The 16,804-nt window shown below is 69.9% G+C and carries 19 protein-coding genes; 6 read left to right on the forward strand and 13 right to left on the reverse strand.

All coding sequences use genetic code 11. From position 1 onward, the window contains the following. On the reverse strand, positions 1-448 hold a 448-nt coding region (locus DMB66_RS46140), incomplete at its 3' end, for a hypothetical protein (RefSeq protein WP_199753017.1). A gap of 299 nt (positions 449-747) precedes the next feature. Between DMB66_RS46140 and DMB66_RS61790 the strand changes: the two genes are divergently transcribed. Then, positions 748-1,185: an SRPBCC family protein gene (locus DMB66_RS61790; RefSeq protein WP_158647574.1), complete on the forward strand. Its 438-nt coding sequence runs from the start codon at positions 748-750 to the stop codon at positions 1,183-1,185. A gap of 246 nt (positions 1,186-1,431) precedes the next feature. Here DMB66_RS61790 and DMB66_RS46150 read toward each other — a convergent pair whose 3' ends face one another. After that, complete coding sequence (locus DMB66_RS46150) at positions 1,432-2,292, reverse strand: helix-turn-helix transcriptional regulator (protein WP_125810456.1); 861 nt, start codon at positions 2,290-2,292, stop codon at positions 1,432-1,434. Positions 2,293-2,428: 136 nt separating this feature from the next. Here DMB66_RS46150 and DMB66_RS46155 point away from each other — a divergent pair, with 136 nt between their 5' ends. Then, the gene (locus DMB66_RS46155; RefSeq protein ID WP_125810457.1) at positions 2,429-3,592 is read left to right on the forward strand and encodes an aldo/keto reductase; all 1,164 of its coding nucleotides are present in this window, start codon (positions 2,429-2,431) and stop codon (positions 3,590-3,592) included. A gap of 101 nt (positions 3,593-3,693) precedes the next feature. On the opposite strand, the gene DMB66_RS46160 is transcribed toward DMB66_RS46155, so the two are convergent. Beyond that, complete coding sequence (locus tag DMB66_RS46160; RefSeq protein WP_125810458.1) at positions 3,694-4,884, reverse strand: PASTA domain-containing protein; 1,191 nt, start codon at positions 4,882-4,884, stop codon at positions 3,694-3,696. A 219-nt stretch (positions 4,885-5,103) separates the two neighbouring features. Between DMB66_RS46160 and DMB66_RS46165 the strand changes: the two genes are divergently transcribed. Beyond that, positions 5,104-6,666, forward strand: coding sequence for a serine hydrolase (locus tag DMB66_RS46165; RefSeq protein ID WP_125810459.1), 1,563 nt, complete (start codon positions 5,104-5,106; stop codon positions 6,664-6,666). A gap of 153 nt (positions 6,667-6,819) precedes the next feature. On the opposite strand, the gene DMB66_RS46170 is transcribed toward DMB66_RS46165, so the two are convergent. Continuing rightward, positions 6,820-7,806 carry a YafY family protein gene (locus DMB66_RS46170; RefSeq protein ID WP_125810460.1) on the reverse strand — a complete coding sequence of 329 codons (987 nt, stop codon included), beginning with the start codon at positions 7,804-7,806 and terminating at the stop codon, positions 6,820-6,822. A gap of 53 nt (positions 7,807-7,859) precedes the next feature. Here DMB66_RS46170 and DMB66_RS46175 point away from each other — a divergent pair, with 53 nt between their 5' ends. Further along, positions 7,860-8,543: an alpha/beta fold hydrolase gene (locus DMB66_RS46175; RefSeq protein WP_125810461.1), complete on the forward strand. Its 684-nt coding sequence runs from the start codon at positions 7,860-7,862 to the stop codon at positions 8,541-8,543. A 76-nt stretch (positions 8,544-8,619) separates the two neighbouring features. Here DMB66_RS46175 and DMB66_RS46180 read toward each other — a convergent pair whose 3' ends face one another. The 9 genes from DMB66_RS46180 to DMB66_RS46220 form a co-directional block, all read right to left on the reverse strand. After that, positions 8,620-9,450 (reverse strand): serine protease, encoded by an 831-nt coding sequence (locus DMB66_RS46180; RefSeq protein ID WP_125810462.1) that lies wholly within the window; start codon positions 9,448-9,450, stop codon positions 8,620-8,622. A 191-nt stretch (positions 9,451-9,641) separates the two neighbouring features. Continuing rightward, positions 9,642-9,917 carry a hypothetical protein gene (locus tag DMB66_RS46185; protein ID WP_125810463.1) on the reverse strand — a complete coding sequence of 92 codons (276 nt, stop codon included), beginning with the start codon at positions 9,915-9,917 and terminating at the stop codon, positions 9,642-9,644. Between the two features lie 93 nt (positions 9,918-10,010). Continuing rightward, on the reverse strand, positions 10,011-10,202 hold the full coding sequence (locus tag DMB66_RS46190) for a hypothetical protein (protein ID WP_125810464.1): 192 nt from the start codon (positions 10,200-10,202) through the stop codon (positions 10,011-10,013). Positions 10,203-10,213: 11 nt separating this feature from the next. Then, a complete protein-coding gene (locus DMB66_RS46195) occupies positions 10,214-11,155 on the reverse strand; it encodes an NADP-dependent oxidoreductase (protein WP_125810465.1) in 942 nt (313 codons plus the stop codon). A gap of 268 nt (positions 11,156-11,423) precedes the next feature. Continuing rightward, positions 11,424-11,930 carry a MarR family winged helix-turn-helix transcriptional regulator gene (locus tag DMB66_RS46200; protein WP_125810466.1) on the reverse strand — a complete coding sequence of 169 codons (507 nt, stop codon included), beginning with the start codon at positions 11,928-11,930 and terminating at the stop codon, positions 11,424-11,426. Between the two features lie 49 nt (positions 11,931-11,979). After that, positions 11,980-12,405, reverse strand: a complete 426-nt coding sequence (locus DMB66_RS46205) for a hypothetical protein (protein WP_125810467.1) — start codon at positions 12,403-12,405, stop codon at positions 11,980-11,982. Positions 12,406-12,738: 333 nt separating this feature from the next. Further along, on the reverse strand, positions 12,739-13,755 hold the full coding sequence (locus tag DMB66_RS46210; protein ID WP_125810468.1) for a hypothetical protein: 1,017 nt from the start codon (positions 13,753-13,755) through the stop codon (positions 12,739-12,741). Further along, positions 13,752-14,096: a PadR family transcriptional regulator gene (locus DMB66_RS46215; protein WP_125810469.1), complete on the reverse strand. Its 345-nt coding sequence runs from the start codon at positions 14,094-14,096 to the stop codon at positions 13,752-13,754. The genes DMB66_RS46210 and DMB66_RS46215 overlap by 4 nt, the downstream gene beginning before the upstream one ends. 232 nt (positions 14,097-14,328) lie before the next feature. After that, positions 14,329-14,733 (reverse strand): hypothetical protein, encoded by a 405-nt coding sequence (locus tag DMB66_RS46220; RefSeq protein WP_125810470.1) that lies wholly within the window; start codon positions 14,731-14,733, stop codon positions 14,329-14,331. Positions 14,734-14,968: 235 nt separating this feature from the next. On the opposite strand from DMB66_RS46220, the gene DMB66_RS46225 reads away from it, so the two are divergent. Beyond that, entirely contained in the window at positions 14,969-15,862 is an 894-nt protein-coding gene (locus tag DMB66_RS46225; protein WP_125810471.1) for a hypothetical protein, read from the forward strand. A gap of 430 nt (positions 15,863-16,292) precedes the next feature. Then, the coding region (locus tag DMB66_RS46230; RefSeq protein WP_199753018.1) for an RICIN domain-containing protein at positions 16,293-16,804 on the forward strand (512 nt) is incomplete at its 3' end.

The raw sequence follows: 16,804 nt of genomic DNA on the forward strand, positions 1-16,804 counted from the left end.
AAAGCATCACGGCCTTGCACAGGGCCTGGCTGAACCAGTGTCCGGCCTGCGTGCTCGGCTGAGTGCGTTTCACCTCGGCGGCCCGGCGCGGGTCGGCGTAGCCGGTCGATGGCCAGCCCTTGACCTCGGCGCCGAGCTGCCGATTGCCCTTGATGGCCAGAACGTCCACGCCCGGCGCCTTCGTGGCCGTGTCCGCCGTGGCGGTGATCAACCACTCATGGTGCTGCAACGCGTCCACAAAGACCGCTTGGACGGCGCCTTCCCATGGCCACTGATGTGCGGTGTCCGCTGCTGCCGCTGATCCCGCGGCGGCGATGGCGCCTATCGCGCCCGACCTCGCTACCGGGCTGATGATCTCGAAGCCGAGTGCGGTCAGGTGACGCACTGCTGTTTGGCTGGTGAACTGCGCCCTGTTGATCCTGCTGGCCAGCTCGAACGCCTGCTTCACCGGGGAAGGTCGCGCTCTCGATGCGCACCGCGTGCGCTCGAACGGGTTCTGGTGGCATACCTCGAGTCCGCTCGATCACCGTTTGGGCGTCGAGACTGTGCTCCTGGCCGTTCAGCAAGAACCGCACGTGGCCTCCCGAATCAGGATCCGAGCCTATCGGCTGCTCGCCGAGGTCCCCGGCGGCCGGCTGCGCGCGCTGCCGGCTCGTTGCCGGTCATAAGGGCACAGAAAAGCGTGAATCTGCCCCACTGACTGCGTCCGGTGGACCGGGGGCACGACGGCGCACAAATATGATCTTCATGCCCAGCTACGACGTCAGCGCACACACCCCGGTGCCCCCGTCCACCGTCTACGCGATGGTTCGCGACGTTTCCCGGTGGGCCGAGTGGCAGTCGATCGAGTCGATCAATGCTGAGGACCCGCAGGCCCAGCCGGGTGATCTCGTCGGCACCGTCTGGGTTGCCCACAGCCACGGCGCCACCACGCGCCTCCAGATCACCGAACTCGTCCCGGACCGCCGGCTCGGCTATCTGTCGCTGACAGAATCGATCTTCCGGGACTACCGGGCGGCGTTCGACCTCACGCCCAGCGACTCCGGTGGCACAGACATCCGCTGGCATGCGACTTTCCGGCCGCGGGTGCCCGGCACCGGCTGGATCCTGGAGCGGTACATGCGCAGGACCTTCGCGGGGGTCGTCAACCGCCTCGCCCAGCAGGCAGGCATGCCGAAGAGTTGATCACCGGTTCCAGCGCTCGGCGGCGCTGCGTCAGGAAGTGCCTCCCGATTCGCCACCCGCGCCGGCGGTATCCGGTCGGAGGGAGCCGTTCCGGCGGCGCGGAGCCGGTGCCGGCTGCTCCGTGACTGGAAGAACAGGTGCGTCTCGACCCGGTAGTAGTCGCCGTAGGGCTATGGGGTCAGGTCTAAGTAGTCCAGGCCGCGGGCGTCCCGCGAGGGCGCATGCCGGATCGGATACTGCTGAGGGTCAGGGCGAGACCTGCTGTGCCTCGGTGGCGGCCCAGCTGGCGAGCAGGTCGAGCGCGTGCTGCGAGGGTGATCCCGGCTCGGCGGTGAAGATGAGCAGGGCCAGCCCGGGGTCCGAGGGCAGTTCGAGGACTTCGTAGGACAGGTCCAGGTCGCCGACGACCGGGTGGTGCAGCCGTTTGACTCCGGTGCGGTGCAGGCGTACGTCGTGGGTGGCCCAGCGGGCGCGGAACTCCTCGCTGCGGGTAGCAAGTTCCCCGATCAGGTCGGACAGAGCCTTGTCGTACGGGTTCGCGCCGGCCGCGGTCCGCAACGCCGCCACGGTGTCGCGGGCGGTGGTGTCCCAGTCGCGGTAGTAGTCGGCCGCACGCGGGTCGAGGAACCGGAACCGGGCGTGGTTGGCCGGACCGGCGGGGCTGTCGAACAGCGGCGAGTTCAGCGCCCGGCCCAGGCGGTTGGCCGCCACGATGTCGCCGCGGCCGTTGCCCACCCACGCGGGGGAGTGCTGGCTGTCCAGGATCTGCTGAATGATCGGGCGGACCCGCTGGGCGGCCGGCCGGCGGCGCAGAGTCGTGCTGGCATGGGCGGCCGACCGGGCCAGGTCGAACAGGTGCGCCCGTTCCGCCTCGTCCAGTCGTAGGGCACGGGCGACCGCGTCGAGCACGCTTTCCGAGGCGCCGCGGATGTTGCCGCGCTCCAGCTGGGTGTAGTACTCGACCGAGACACCGGCGAGCTGGGCGACCTCGCCGCGGCGAAGCCCGGCGACCCGGCGGGTGCCGGAGGTGGCAAGGCCGGCCTGCTCGGGGGTGACCTTGCCGCGGCGGGTGACCAGGAAGTCTCGTACCTCGCTGCGGTTGTCCATGCCGCCACGCTACGAGCCCGGACACGCCGCAGGGAGACGCTGCCAGCACCCCTTTCAGCGGGGTCTCCCTGTTTGCCGCTGTCGCGGGTTGCATGGCGCAAGTCATGCCCCTGTCGCGACAACGAGAAGGTGCTCAATGTCAGACAACAACAGCCGACGCCGATTCCTGGCGGGTGCGGCCGCCGTCGCGGCAACTCCCGCGGTGGCCGGCCTGGTCGGCCCCGCCACGGCCGCGCAAGCGTCAAGCCGTCCCGCCGGCAACGGCGCCCCGGCGCGCACAGCCACTACCCTGACCAGCCGCCGCCGGCTGGGCCGGCTCAAGGTCTCCAGCATCGGGCTCGGCTGCCAGACCATGCCCGGCCGGCTGTACGGGCCGGTCAGCAGCCGCGCGGACATGATCAAGATCATCCGGACCGCGGTCGACCAGGGCGTGACCTTCTTCGACACCGCTGAGGCGTACGGGCCGTTCGAGTCCGAGCGCATCGTCGGCGAGGCCCTGCGGCGGGTCCGTGACGACGTGGTGATCGCGTCGAAGTTCGGCTGGAACATCGACCCGGACACCGGCCAGCAGCTACCCGGCCTGAACAGCCAGCCCGCACACATCAAACGGGCCGTCGACGGCATGCTCAAGCGTTTGCGTACCGACCACATCGACCTGCTCTACCAGCACCGCGTCGACCCGCAGGTGCCGATCGAGTACGTGGCCGGCGCGGTCAAAGACTTGATCAAGGCCGGGAAGGTGCGGCACTGGGGGCTGTCCGAGCCGGGGCCGCAGACGGTACGCCGGGCGCATGCGGTGCATCCGCTGACCGCGATCCAGAACGAGTACAGCCTGATGTGGCGCGGGCCCGAGCAGCAGATCCTGCCGCTGTGTGCGGAGTTGGGGATCGGGTTCGTGTGCTGGGCGCCGCTGGCGTACGGGTTCACCACCGGCACGATCAACCCGTACACCCGGTTCGTCGAGGGTGACTTCCGGGCGTTCGTGCCGCGGCACTCGCCGGAGAACATGACCGCGAACATGCCGGTGGTGCAGTTGCTGTCGGAGTGGGCGGTGCGCAAGGGGGCGACGCCGGGGCAGTTGTCGCTGGCGTGGTTGCAGGCGCAGCAGCCGTGGATCGTGCCGATCCCGTCCGCCACCCGCACCTCGCACCTGCTGGAGAACATCGGCACCGAGGAGTTCGCCTTCACCGCCGCCGAGCTGCGCGAGTTCACCACCGCGCTGAACGCGATCCCGATCCGCGGCGAGCGGCTGCCGGCCTTCGTGCTCGCACTGTCGGGCGTCGAAGCGCCGCTGCCCTGACGTGCCGCGTACCGGGGCCGGGTGGGCGCATGCCCTACCCGGCCCCAACGCGCAGCGGCTTCCTTCCGATGTGGTGGGTCGAGGTCCGGCGGGTCGGGTCGTTACGGGATCGGGCCGGTCTGCATGGTCATGGAGACCGTGCTTTCCGCGACCACGTTTGTGCCACCCGCTGGCGACTGGCTCGCCACCCATGCGCTCGAGCTGGTCGATCCGGTGAAGACAGGCACCAGACCGGCGGCCCGGACGGCCTGGTCGGCCTGCGGGCGCGGCAGCTCGCGGACGTGCGGCACGGTCTTGTCCAGCGGCAGCTCGACCGAGAGGGAGACACTGCACGAGGAAGTGGCGTTGAAGGTGGACAGGCCGGTGAGGTGACCGCCGGCGTAGAAACCCTGCTCGGGTGTGAGGTTCAGCGTCGGCGGGGTGAGGTTGTTGGGGATGCGGCCGGGCAGGTCGGGCCACAGCTCCGGCGGCAGGTAGTTGCCGAAGAACATGACGAGCAGGTCGTCGGTGGCGATGCCGACGTGTGGGCACGTCCCGCTGCTGGTCCGGCAGGGCAGGTTCTGGCTGTACGGGAAGTAGTCGTAGTGCTCGGCTCCGCCGTAGATGGCCCGGTGCTTGGGTTTGGGGATCGGGTTCCAGCTCAGGGCGTCGAGGGTGGCCTGGGGGTCGTCGACTCCCCAGGCCAGCAGGCGGGGCACGGTGCCCTGGTGGATGGGTTTGGTGCCGTAGCCGGGCTGCCAGTCGTTCCACACGCCGCCGAGTGAGGCGACGGCGGCCACCTGGATGCGAGTAGCGAGGATGCCGGCGTGCAGTGCCCCGTAGGAGTGGCCGGCCAGGCCGGTCTTCGCGGCGGGAAGCAGCACGGCCTTTCCGGGCCAACCTTGCCGCATCCAGGTCACGGTGTTGGCGAGCACCTGTTGGGTGCCGGGGCTCTGCGCAGGGTGCACGTGGATGTCCGGCAGCTCGGGCACGGCGACGATGTAGCCGGAGCGGGCCAGTGCCGCCGGGGTGCGGAACCATCGTTGGTAGTGGTTGGTGTCCTGCTCGCAGTAGCCGTGGGCGAAGACGATCAACGGGTACTTGCCGCAGCCGCTGAGCAGCTCCGCCGTGTTCGGGGTGGGGTCGATGCTCGGATGGAACACCCGCACCCGGGTGGGCGCGGTGTCGGCCGGCCCGTACTCGCGCCAGCCCCAGAAGACGGGGGCCAGGGCGCTGGGCTGCCAGCCGAGGGCGCAGGTGGACGGTGGGGTGAGGGCGGTCGGCCGGAATTCGTCGGGGGTCGCGTCGGTCACGGGGGACTCCTCGCCGTGCGGACGGTCTGTCAGCGGCATCTCACGTACTGCTCAACCCGGCGTATTTTCGCAGGCCGAACGGGGTCGCCGGAGTTTCTGCCGCTGATCCGACAGACCCAGTGGCCGGGTCCGGCAAAGTCCGGTAGTGGCATTGAAGGGGGTGGATACAGTAAATCGGACATGCGCCCGACCGGCGCGCGAACGACAGGGGGTTGTTCGATGTCTGAGCCGATGTCCCGCCGCACGCTTCTGCGCGCCACCGCCGGTGGTGTGGCTGCCGTCGCGACCAGCACGGCGGTAGGTGCCCCGGCGGCGGGCGCCACCGCTACGCGGGCGCCGGCCGCCGTGCGTGAGCTGGAAGACAAGATCCGCGAGGGGATGGCCCGGTACGGCATCCCCGGCGTGGCGATGGGCCTGCTCTATCGGGGCAAGGAGTACGTGCGCGGCTTCGGCGTCACGAACCTCGACGCACCGGCACCGGTGGATGGCGACACCGTCTTCCGGGTCGCCTCCACCACCAAGACCTTTACCGGTACGGCGGTCATGCGCCTGGTCGAGCGCGGCCGGCTCGACCTGGACCGCACGGTGCGCAGCTACCTGCCGGAGTTTCGCACCGCCGACCCGGCCGCGTCCGCGCGGGTCACCGTGCGCCAGGTGCTCAACCACAGCGCCGGCTGGCTCGGTGACTTCTTCCTGGACACGGGCTCCGACGAGGCCGCGCTCGCCGAGTACGTGGCGGCGATGACCCGGCTGCCGCAGCTCTTCCCGCCCGGCTCGCTGTTCGCGTACAACAACGCCGCGCTCTCGCTGGCCGGGCGGCTGATCGAGGTGGCCGCCGGCGCGCCGTACGAGCAGGTAATGCACACGCTGGTCACCGGTCCGCTGGGGCTGGACCACAGCCGGTTCTTCCTGGACGAGCTGCCCGGCGTCGCGGTCGCCACCTCGCACGTGCCCGGGCCCGACGGCCAGCCGGTCGCGTTGCCCGAGGCCTTCGCCATCCCGCGCAGCCTCAACCCCGCCGGCGGGCTGATCTCCAGCGCCCGCGACCAACTCCGGTGGGCCCGCTTCCACCTCGGCGACGGCCGGGTGCCCGGCAGCGGCCGCCGCCTGCTCACGCCCCGCTCGATCCGGGCGATGCAGTCCCGCCCGGGCCCGGGCGGCACGCTCTTCGTGGAGTTGGACGGCGCGGGCGTGACCTGGATGCTGCGGCCGACCGCCGAGGGACCGCGGGTGGTCCAGCACGGCGGCGACTGGACGGGCCAGCACTCCGGCTTCCTCATGGTGCCCGAACGCGGATTCGCGCTGACCGTGCTGACCAACTCGGAGGGTGGCCCGGGGCTGACCGCGGAGCTTTTCGCGGACGACTGGGCGCTGCGCCGCTTCGCCGGCGTGCGCAACCTCCCGGCCGTCCCGCGCGCGCTGCCGGACGCCGCTCTCGCCGCCTACGCGGGCACCTACTCGGGAGAGCAGATCGACTTCGACGGCACCTCCTACCCGTTCGAGCTGCAACTGGTCCCGGACGCGGGCCAGCTCAGCCTCCGCGACGGCGATACCGAGGCGCTGCGGCTGGCCTTCTACCGCCGGGACTACGTGCTGGCGCTGGCACCGGACGGCACCGACACGCACAGCCGGGCCAACTTCGTCCGGGGCCGCGACGGCGAGGTGACCTGGCTGCGGTTCGGCGGGCGGCTGTTCCGCCACAGCAGCGCGTCGACGCTGCGTACGACCGGAAAGCGGGCCCGGATCGCACCGGCGACCCTGCCGTACCCGGCTGTCTCCTAAGGAATTTCGGGACCTCATCGGGAAGTCGCCGCGGCGGCGGGCGTGTGCTTCTGCTGCCTTGGACAGGCCCAGGTCGTCGAGCAGAAGATGCCGAGCGCCGGCCCAACCGCGGGTACGCCCGGGTAAGGCTGCGGACCGGCGCTTTCAATCCGCTTAACGAGCTGTCCAGCCCGTCCCGGGTGCCGGGGGCGGGAGTGCTTTGCTGAAGCGCGCCGCGACCGTGGCCACGGCAGCGCGTAGTTCGGGGCCTTCCTCCACAACGAAATCGAACGGAACGGTGGCAAGCCACTCCTGCGCGTACATGGCGGGGTTTCGGGTGCTGCCGACCAGCACGCACCGGTCGCCGTCCGGCTCGAGGCGGCCCATCGGCGGGCGGACCCACGGCGCCACTTTCTCCCGTGGCGCGTGGAACACCACGCGGGTGAGGTACTTCCAGCCGGTGCCCAGGTTTTCCTCGAGCGCGGCGACCGGATCCAGGTCGTCGGGTGGTGTGAAGCCGTGCGGGGTATGTCGCGTGGCTCGGATGCGGTCGACGCGGTAGGTGCGGATCGCGTCCGCGCGGTGCGAATGGCACAGCAGATACCAGCGCCCGTACCGCACCACGACCGCCCACGGGTCGACCTCCGCGTCCCACTGCTCGCCGCTTTCGGCCCGGTAGGTGATCAGGACACGGCGTCGGTCCGCCACGGCGGCGACCAACGTGCTCATGGTGGCGGGGTCGGGGCGGGCTGACCGCCGGTCCGAGGCGGCCGAGACGTGGGCTCGCAGCGCCGCTGCCTGCCGTCCGATGGTCTCCGGGAGGGCTCGGATGACCTTGGCGAGCGCCGCGCCGACCAGGTCGTCAGGGTCGATCGCGGCCGGTTGCCCGTCGAGCACTGCCATGACCAGGCCGAGGGCTTGCTCCTGAGTGAAGACGACCGGCGGCAGCCGGGTGCCGCGGCCCAGCCGGTAGCCCCCGTACGGCCCGCGAGCGGACTCGACCGGGATGCCGGCCTCTCGCAGGATGCCGACGTAGCGCCGGGCGGCCCGCTCCGTCACGCCCAGGGCCGAGGCGAGCTGGTCGGCGGTGGTGCCGGGACGTGCCTGCAGGATCTCGAGCGCACGCAGGGCCCGGGCGGTCGGGCTCGGACCGGTCGGCACAACAGGCAGAGTACCGGAAGTAGATCGTCCGGAATCGGTTCTAGGTTGAGCTTATGACAGCAGAACAGATCGTGCTCTTGGGTGGCTTGTGGCTCGACGGGTCGGCGTGGACCGGCGTCGAGTCGGAGCTGGGGAAACGGGGTCGCCACGCGGTGCCGGTCACGCTGCCGGGCCAGGGAGACGGCAACTCCTCGGCGACCCTGGCCGACCAGGTGACCGCGGTGCTTGCCGCCGTGGACGCGGAGCCCGGCGGGTCGGTGGTGGTGGGGCACTCCGTCGCGTGCACGCTGGCCTGGCTGGCTGCCGACGCGCGCCCCGGTCGGGTGGCCAAGGTGGTGCTGATCGGTGGGTTCCCGGTGAGCGACGGGCAGCCGTACGCCGATTTCTTCGAGATCACGGACGGGGTCATGCCGTTCCCGGGCTGGGAGCCGTTCGACGGGGCCGACGCGGCTGACCTGGATGAGCAGGCGCGGCGGACGTTCGCGGCGGCGGCGATCCCGGTCCCCGAGGGCGTGGCCAGGGGCGTCGTACGGCTGACGGACGAGCGCCGGTTCGACGTGCCCGTCGTGGTGGTGTGTCCCGAGTTCACAGCGGCCCAGGCGCGGGAGTGGATAGCCGAGGGGGAGGCGCCCGAGCTGGCCCGGGCGAAGCACGTCGACCTGGTCGACATCGACTCCGGGCACTGGCCGATGGTCACGCGGCCGGCGGAGCTGGCGACGATCCTGGCGACGGTCTGATCGGCTGTCGCCGCGGCGACAGCCGATCAGTCGACGACTGCGTCTGCCGAGTCGTTCGATCAGGACGTGCCGCGGGTCAGGCGGCTGGCTTCGTCAGCAGACAACCGGACTTCGTGAGGTCGATCGTCCGGTCGGCGGTGACGCAGGTGGTGAACCAGTACGTCTGCTGGCCGTAGCTCTGGCCCGGGAAAGCCGTCGTCGTGCCGTCGTCGGCGACCTCGCAGGGGTTGTTCAGCGTGCACATCCCGCCGTCCTCGTTGCCGGTGTTGTTGATGCCGACGACCTGGCCGGAGGCGGTGTCGACGATCGGGGATCCGGAGGTGCCGGAGATCGTGTCGCACGCTGGGTCGTAGCGGATAGAGTCGTGCCAGCTCCATCTGTCCTCGCGAAGCCCGCCGACGAATCCGTCGATCTTGCAGTTCCAGGTGCGTTTCCAGTATCCGGACGGGATCGCGACGGCGCTGCCGTCGGCGGGGCGGCTGTCGGCGATGGTCAGCGCGGTCGCGCCGTACGAGCTCTGCAGGGTCGCGTAGGTGGAGGTCAGCCGGTAGAGCGTGACGTCGGTGCCGGTCATCGTCGCGTACAGCAGGCGGTCGGCGCGGACCCGGCCCAGCGCGGTGCCGGCGGCGTTGAGCAGCGTTCCTGACCGGGTGCTGGTGCGGTTCTGCAGCACCTGCCCGGCGGCGAGGAAACCGCCCTCGTAGCAGTGACCGTTGGTGAGCATTAGCGCCCGGTCGGAGCTGATCGAGTTCGGGTAGCGCACCAGGGAGGCGGAACAGTTGTTCAATGCGATGGTCGATGCCAGGTTGACGGCGGCGACCGCCTGCGCGGGTGCCGGTCCGGTGAGGATTCCGGTGGCGGCCGCGACGGCGGTGGCGGCGAGGGCGATGGTCCGTCGTAGGCGCATGGGCGTTCCCTTCTGACGGGCAGCGGGTAGCGGCCCGTGGCAGGCGTGGGCGACACGATGATCGGTGCCCGTACCCTGACATCGGGATCCGTCTATGTCAATGATCGCGCGGCAGTAGGCCGTCGAGCATCCGCTGGCGCCGTCCTGTGCTGGGCTGGCATCGCCCTCGCGGCTCTGTGGCCGGAGCCTCGTCAGATCCGATCGCCGGTGCGCCTGACCGAGAACACCCCGAAGACGACACCCAGGACGGCGGGAATCCCGACCAGCGCCACAGTCTCCAACTGGGCGTTGGTGTCCTGCTCGAGGTAGGACTCCTCCAGCACCAGGGTGTAGAGCAGAAAGCCGCTGATCGTCACCAGGGCGATCGCCAAGCCGAGCAGTGTTTTGCGCCGCGACACCACCAGACCCCACACGACCAGTGCGCCGAGGACGACGAGCACAGCAGGCTGCCAGTACTGGAACTCCATGGAACATCCCCCTCGGTATCGTCGAACCCGACCGTGCGCACCCTAGCAACGACGTGCACCGATCGCTGCGGACCATGTCCTCCCGCTCGCCGGTCATCGTGCCGAGCGCCGCAGCGATCTGCTCGCGGTCGGCCGGCCACTGGCCACCGGGATCGTGGCGCCGATCGTCTCGGCCTCGACCAGGTCGGCACCGGGGTCGGCCAGCGCCCGTGCCCTGCCCGATGCGGCATCGCGCGCCACCGCCCGCCCGCCGAGCTCACCGTCGGCCAGCAGCGCTCGCGCCACCGCCCCCGCCCTCAGGCGGTAGGGGCGACGATGACGGCCTTGCCGTGCAGCGCACCCGCGGCGGCCTGGACATGCACGGCCGGTAGCTCGCTCAGCGGGACCCGCTGCGCGACGTCGACGCGCAGCTGACCGGAGTCGACCAGCGTGACCAGATGTGCCAGCTGGGTGGCGTCGCTGCGGACGAAGAGGTCGATGCCGCGGACGCCGCGCTGCTCGTCGCTGGGCGCGGGCATCCACACCGTGGTGTTGACCAGCACACCGCCCGCACGGACCAGGGTGAGCAGCGCGCCCAGCCGCTCCGGTTCGATCGGCGCCAGGTTGAGCGCCACGTCGACCGGGGCCGCCACTGACGTCACCGCGGTGGTGGTGTGGTCGATGACCTCATCGGCACCGGCCGCCTTGGCCCGGTCGCTGCTGTGCGGGCCGGCCGTGGCGATCACGTACGCGCCGGCGTTCTTGGCCAACTGCACGGCGTAGCCGCCGACCGCGCCGCCCGCGCCGTTGATCAGCACCCGCTGCCCCGCGGTCAGCTTCGCGTGGTCGAACAGCGCCTGCCACGCGGTAAGGCCCACGGTCGGCAGCGCCGCGGCGTCGACCAGGGGGACGGTTGTGGGCGCCAGCGCGAGGATCTCGGCCGGCGCCACGACGTATTCCGCAGCCGCGCCGTCGTCCGTCATCGGCAGGAACCCGACGACCTGGTCGTCGACCTGGAAACCGTCCACGCCCTCGCCCAGCGCCGCAACCGTGCCGGACACGTCGAGGCCCGGCGTGTGCGGCAGCGCCACCGGAATCGGACCCCGCATGAAACCCGCGCGGATGTTGCCGTCGACGCCGTTGAACGACGTCGCGGCAACCCGGATCAACACCTGCCCGGCGCCCGGGGCAGGCTGCTCGACGTCCTCATGACGCAGGACGTTCGGGTCGCCGTACTCGTGGAAACGCACTGCCTTCATCGCAAGCCCTCGTCTCTTCCTCTGCCAAGTGCTTCGAATGCGAAGCACTTTCTGACCATAGCACGCTTCGAATTCGAAGCAACCACTGTGCGATGTGAGCCGGCCGACAGCCGCCGGAACCTAATCGCCCGCGGCAGTCAGGAGGTGGAACCTCTCGTCACTCGGCGAGCCGGGCTCCGTCAGGAAGACCTGCGGATCCGGACCCTCGTCGGAGTCCATCAGGCGCCGGGTTGTATAGCGCCAACTCTCCCGGCGGGTGTGGCAACGCTCAGTCGGTTCGCGTACGGCCGGTTCGGGGTTTGGCCGAGCGTGGCGGGGTGGCGCGCATATGGGCGCGAACCCGGCCGAGAACGGTGCTGAGGGCGGCGAGATCCTTGTCGGTCATCGGTTCGAACAGCAGCTGCTGGACGCGGTCGACATGCCCGGGCAGCACGCGGGCGATCAGGTCCCGGCCGGCGTCGGCGATGGTCACGACGACGCTGCGCTCGTCGTCCGGCGACGGCGAACGGGTGATCAGGCCGCGCTTGTCCAGCAACCCGGCCTGGTAGGTGAGCCCACTGCGGCTGTAGACGACACCATCGGCCAGGTCCGTCATTCGCAGTCTGCCCTCGGGTGCGTCCGCCAGCCGGGCCAGGATCTGGAACTGCACGTAACTGAGGTCGCCGTCGGCGCGCAGGTGCTCGTCCACCGCGTACTGAAGGAGGCTGCTGACCTCCATCAGGGCGAAGTATGCCGCGAGTTGTTCCGAGTTCAGGCCGGGCGCCGGGTCAACCACCCCGTGATCCTACTTGCTTTGAATTCGAAGTGCGTATCCGGCGTGCCGGCTACGCGAAGGCTTGACGCGATTCGGGGTCGATGCGTCGCGGGATTTCCCAGGTCTTCGTGCCCTGTGGCTTCGCGAAATCGCATGACGATCTGTTCTCCTCGAATTCCTGGTCGTAGTCGGCGCGGCCGACACGCATGACCAGATCCGCGCATACACCGACGCACTCCCGGCGGCGAAACTCACCCTGGTGCGGCTGCAGGCCGGGCGCGATCGGCTGGCTGAGCGGATCGCCCGCCGGAGCGCCGGGGAGGGCCCGCGGCTTCCCGGCGACCGCCTGTACGGCCGCGACGTCGCGGACCTGGCCCGGATCGCCGACCGGGCGGCGGCCGACGCCGACCGGCTCGCCCACACCGGAATCGGCGAGGTGGTCATCGACACCGACAGGCTGACGGTCGACGAGACCGCAGTCGCGGTCCGCCGACAAATCGGTCAATGACCTCTTCGAGGGTGGCCACCGACACCCTCTAGGCCGCTCGCCAGAATCAGCGAGTATCTGATCCGTAGGCTCCGCAATCAGGCCGCCGATCGCGGCGCCTCGTTGCCACCGATCGGCTCGTGCGGTGGCGGTCTTAGCGACCTGGGCGGGGTGCCAAGCCGCCGAGGCGGGAGCTAGGCCCAGCTCGCCGCTTCCGGCGCTGCGGGCAGCCGCGATGACCAACCTCGCGCTGTCGATAAATCCTTGCGACGGCTGGGGCCGGTGACGCGGCTGTCAGTCCGAAACGCGTGCGTACATGGGCCCGGCGCATCGATCGTCGCCTCAGCGCTTCCGGACGGTTCGGGACAGCATCCAGATGGAGGCCACGGTGGCGGGAAAGGCCACCAGCCAGGCGGCCCACCAAGGGCCGTCGCCGACCCATTGGATGAAGGCACCGCCGCAGATCAGCACTCCCACGACGCCGCCCAGGATTTGGGCCGGGCGGGTGCGGTAGAACGGCTCCTTGCGGATCGGTTCGTGCCGGGAGACCTCAAGCGCGTACTCCTCGACCGGGCCGAACTCTTCCTCCGGAGTACGGCCCGACTCGGCCAGATGGGCCTGGGCCTCGCGGGTCAAGTCGCCGGCCCGCTCCGGGGCAAGGTCGTAGCGTCCGATCAGCAGGCCGGTCAGACGGGTCAACCACATTTCGGCGCCGACCGGCCGAGCCGTCCGAGGGGTTGGTGCGACATACGGCACGAGTGCGGCGGGCTTCGTCGGGGTACGAGTCAGCAGATACAGACTGATCAGCGCGAGCGCGACGATCGCCAGGGCCGGCACGGGAAAGAGATGTTCGTGCGGCAGGCGCGCGTACGCCGCCGCCGCGCCCACGCCAAAGGCCCCCGTGGCGATGTAGCTGAACTTCATCAGGTGGGGACGGCCGGAGGCGCGCAGGGCTTGGGGCACGCCTCCGACCGCGAACAGCGCCAGAATCAACAGGGCCGTGCCGGTCAGCGCCGAAGTCGTTGCCGGGAAGGACCAGGCGCGTTCCTTGACGGCGAAGAACAGCGGCAGCACAACGGCGGCCAGCGACAGCACGAACAACTGGCCGGTCAGGTAATCCATCACGGTCATGCCCTCGCGGTCGACCTTCTCCAGCAGCTCCGGCGGCTGCTCGGCGGCTGTGGTCGCGGCGAAGTCTTTCGGCTCCCCGAACGCCTCGTACGGGGACTCCCCGGTGTATTCGCAGTGTGCGCGCACATCCGCGATGATCGGGTTGGCGGCGTGATAACCCAGGCCCTGGTCGCTCAGGGCGATCCGCGCCTTGAGCTCCCAGCCCTCGAACGGCTCGGTCGTGGTCATCGGGAAGTCTCCTCGGTCGACGTGGTCAGCATGCGATTGAAGGCGGCAGCGAAGGCACGCCACTGGTCGCGTTCGGCGTCGAGGCGGTCGCGCCCGGCAGGGGTGATCGCATAGACCTTCCGGCCCGGGCCGCCCTCGCCCGGCTGCCAGTCGGCCGCCACCGCGCCAGCCGCTTCGAGCCGGCCGAGCACCGGGTAGAGCGCGCCGCCCTTGACCTGACCGACCCCGTGCTCGGCCAAACGCTGAGCCAGCGCGTACCCATGCTGGTCGCCCTCGGCCAGGACGGCCAGGATCGCTAGGTCCAGCGCCCCACGCAGCCACCCTCCGGCCGGATCACCCACGACTTCACCTCCTCACAACGTTGACTAGTCTTCGTTGGCAACTAGTATGAATCGAGACTAGCAGGCAGTGCAAGAGACCCCTGTCGACGAAGTCGATGGCGTCGGCGGCGCGCTGAACCTCGGAAGACCCCGCGCGTGCGGGGACGACCAGGGGTAAACGGGCGTAGCGGCATCGGCATCGGAAGACCCCCGCGCGTGGCGCCCGCGCCGGTCAGCTGCTGATTGGCGTCCATCAGCGCCTGCCGAGCCCGAACACGTCCGGACCGTCCGGCTCGCTCCTGGAGATGCCCGCCAAGAGCTCTTGCGCTTTTCCCATGATCTCCAAAGCGGTCTCCGTCCGGGCCAACCGCGACTGCGTCCGCTCCCACTCGCGCCGCAACCGGGCGATCTCGACCTGCTCCGCCGACGGTCGCCCGACCGTCTGGTCAGCCGCCCGGCCCTGCAGCAGTCCGGCGTCACGAGCCCGGCGCCACTCCGTCATCAATGACGAGTACAAGCCTCCACGCCGCAGGAACGCCCCGCCCTCACCCACCGTGACGGCTTGCTCGTAGCCGGCCAGCAACTCCAGCTTCTGGCCCGGAGTAAACGACCGACGCGTCCGCGGACCGCCCGAACGCGGACCCTTCTTACGACTCATGACCTCATCCTGGGCCGCCATGACGTCAACAGCAGTACTCAACGCTTCTCGATCCTGAACTCGCCCCATCAGACGGACTTGCGATGAGCCGCTGGCCCGGCCGAGGCTGGCATGCGTCGATGAACCGCGCCGGTGGCGCTGTAAGCGCGCGCGGTCATTTGCGTGACGGACCCGCCACGCTGCCCAATCGAACGCGTGGACCGTCACCCGAGCGGGACCTCGCGGCTACCTCAGGATGCGCGGGCGGCTGCGGTTCATGTGCGAGGATCAATGCGTGTGGAGCTCGCGACTGGTGCTTTTGGCGGCGGTCGCGTCGAGTTTGGGTGCGGTTGCGGGGTCTCTGTCCGGCGCGGATCAGTTCGCCGCGAGGGCCGGCGTGTTGGCGTTGGGTGCTCTCGCCGTCTACGTCGGCATGTCGCGGCTGACGGCTGCTCGGCGGGTGTGGTGGTCGCTGCTGACCGGGACCGTCGTTCTGGCATTGACCTTCGCGGTTCAGGACGGCTGGGCTCCGGACGGGCCCGGTTGGCAGCGCCTTGAGCCGGTGGACGCCGACCCGGGTACGTATGTGGAGGCTGTCGTCGCCGATGAGCGAATGACGACGCTGGGCGTCCTGGTGGCGTCTGTCGCGTTCCTGCTGGCGGTGACGGGGCTACCCGCCGGCCGGCGGTTGCGGTCGGCGATGCTGACTTCGGTGGCCGGTTCGATGTTGATCGTTGTCGCTGCCGTCGATATCTGGTTGGTCGCCGAAGGGCTGGCGCATGGTGGGTCCGTTGCCGGGGCGGTAGGTGCGCTCATGGCCGGCATCTGGTTGCCGCTGTCGGTAGCGCTGTTCGCGGTCGTGCTGGCGGTGGCCGCTGCGTACCGCACGGCTGGTCCGGTCGTCGCAGTCGGTGGGTTGCTGCTGGCGGTGTCGGCGTTGGGCGTGGTGTATCTGGCGGTGCTGTCCGCTCCGTTGCCGTACGGGTATGAGCGGAACCTGATCTTCGATGCGGCCGTGGTCCGGACTCGGCTGGGCGATCTGGATCCGATCGCCGCGCTGACGGTTGCCGGCTGCCTGGCCGGCGCAGGAGGCATCGTCTACGGCTGCCTGCGCGAGGTGGCCCGCCGGGATCTGACGGCGACACATTAAGCAGTATCAATGTGTGCCGCAAGATGTGACGGCTGTGTCAATTTCCACAATCCATATGCATAGATGCCACGTCCATCGATTGATTGACTTCTCTGGGTAATCGGACGATCGCGGCTACGGGGGCGGCGAGCGTCGACTACCTGGTTCTCGGCGACGTCGAGCCTCGGTTCCATCGCCCCCGCTGCGGTCTCCGGACACGAGACACCGGAACGGGGAACGGATGCTCACACCACGATCACCACAACGTCGAAGCACGGCACGTCGCCGCGTCGCGGCCGGGCTCGTCGCGGCCGTCGCGGCCACCTTCGTCAGCGTCTTGTCCGCTGCCGCACCGGCGCGGGCGGAGAGCGTCGATTCGGTGGCTGTCGGGGTCGGCCGGGAGACAGATCAGCGGGTCCTCCAGGTTTCTGGCACCACCAGCGGATCAGTGGTGACCGCCAGTACGTACGTGCCCGGAGTAAGCGGTACGGCGGTCGCGGCGCAGCGCTGGGATGTGGACCTCTCGGTCATCGTCGACGAAGAGATCACGCCGGTCTACCGGCTCCGCAACGAGCAGACCGGTCTCTGCCTCGCCCGCGCCGCCCAGAACGTCAACAACGCTGCGGTGACGGCCGTGACCTGCAACCAGAACAGCGTTCAGCAGATGTGGACCGTGCCGACGGGCGGTGCGTTCACCGGCATCAACCTGCAGAGCATCGCCGACTACCGCTGCCTCGACCTACGTGGCGGTGCCACCACCTCGGGCGCGGCGCTGAGGGTGAGCAACTGCGTGACGGACTGGTCCATCGACGACTGGTACCAGCGTTGGCGGCTGCGGTACAGCGCTTGGCACTGCGATCGGTACAGCAACAGCCGGCTTCTCACCGGGCTGTGCGTCGACACCGGTTCCCAGCCGATGTTCGGCGCGTTCGGCACCTGGCGCAACGTCGGGATCTCCTTCGG

The sequence above is a fragment of the Actinoplanes sp. ATCC 53533 genome, assembly GCF_003947245.1.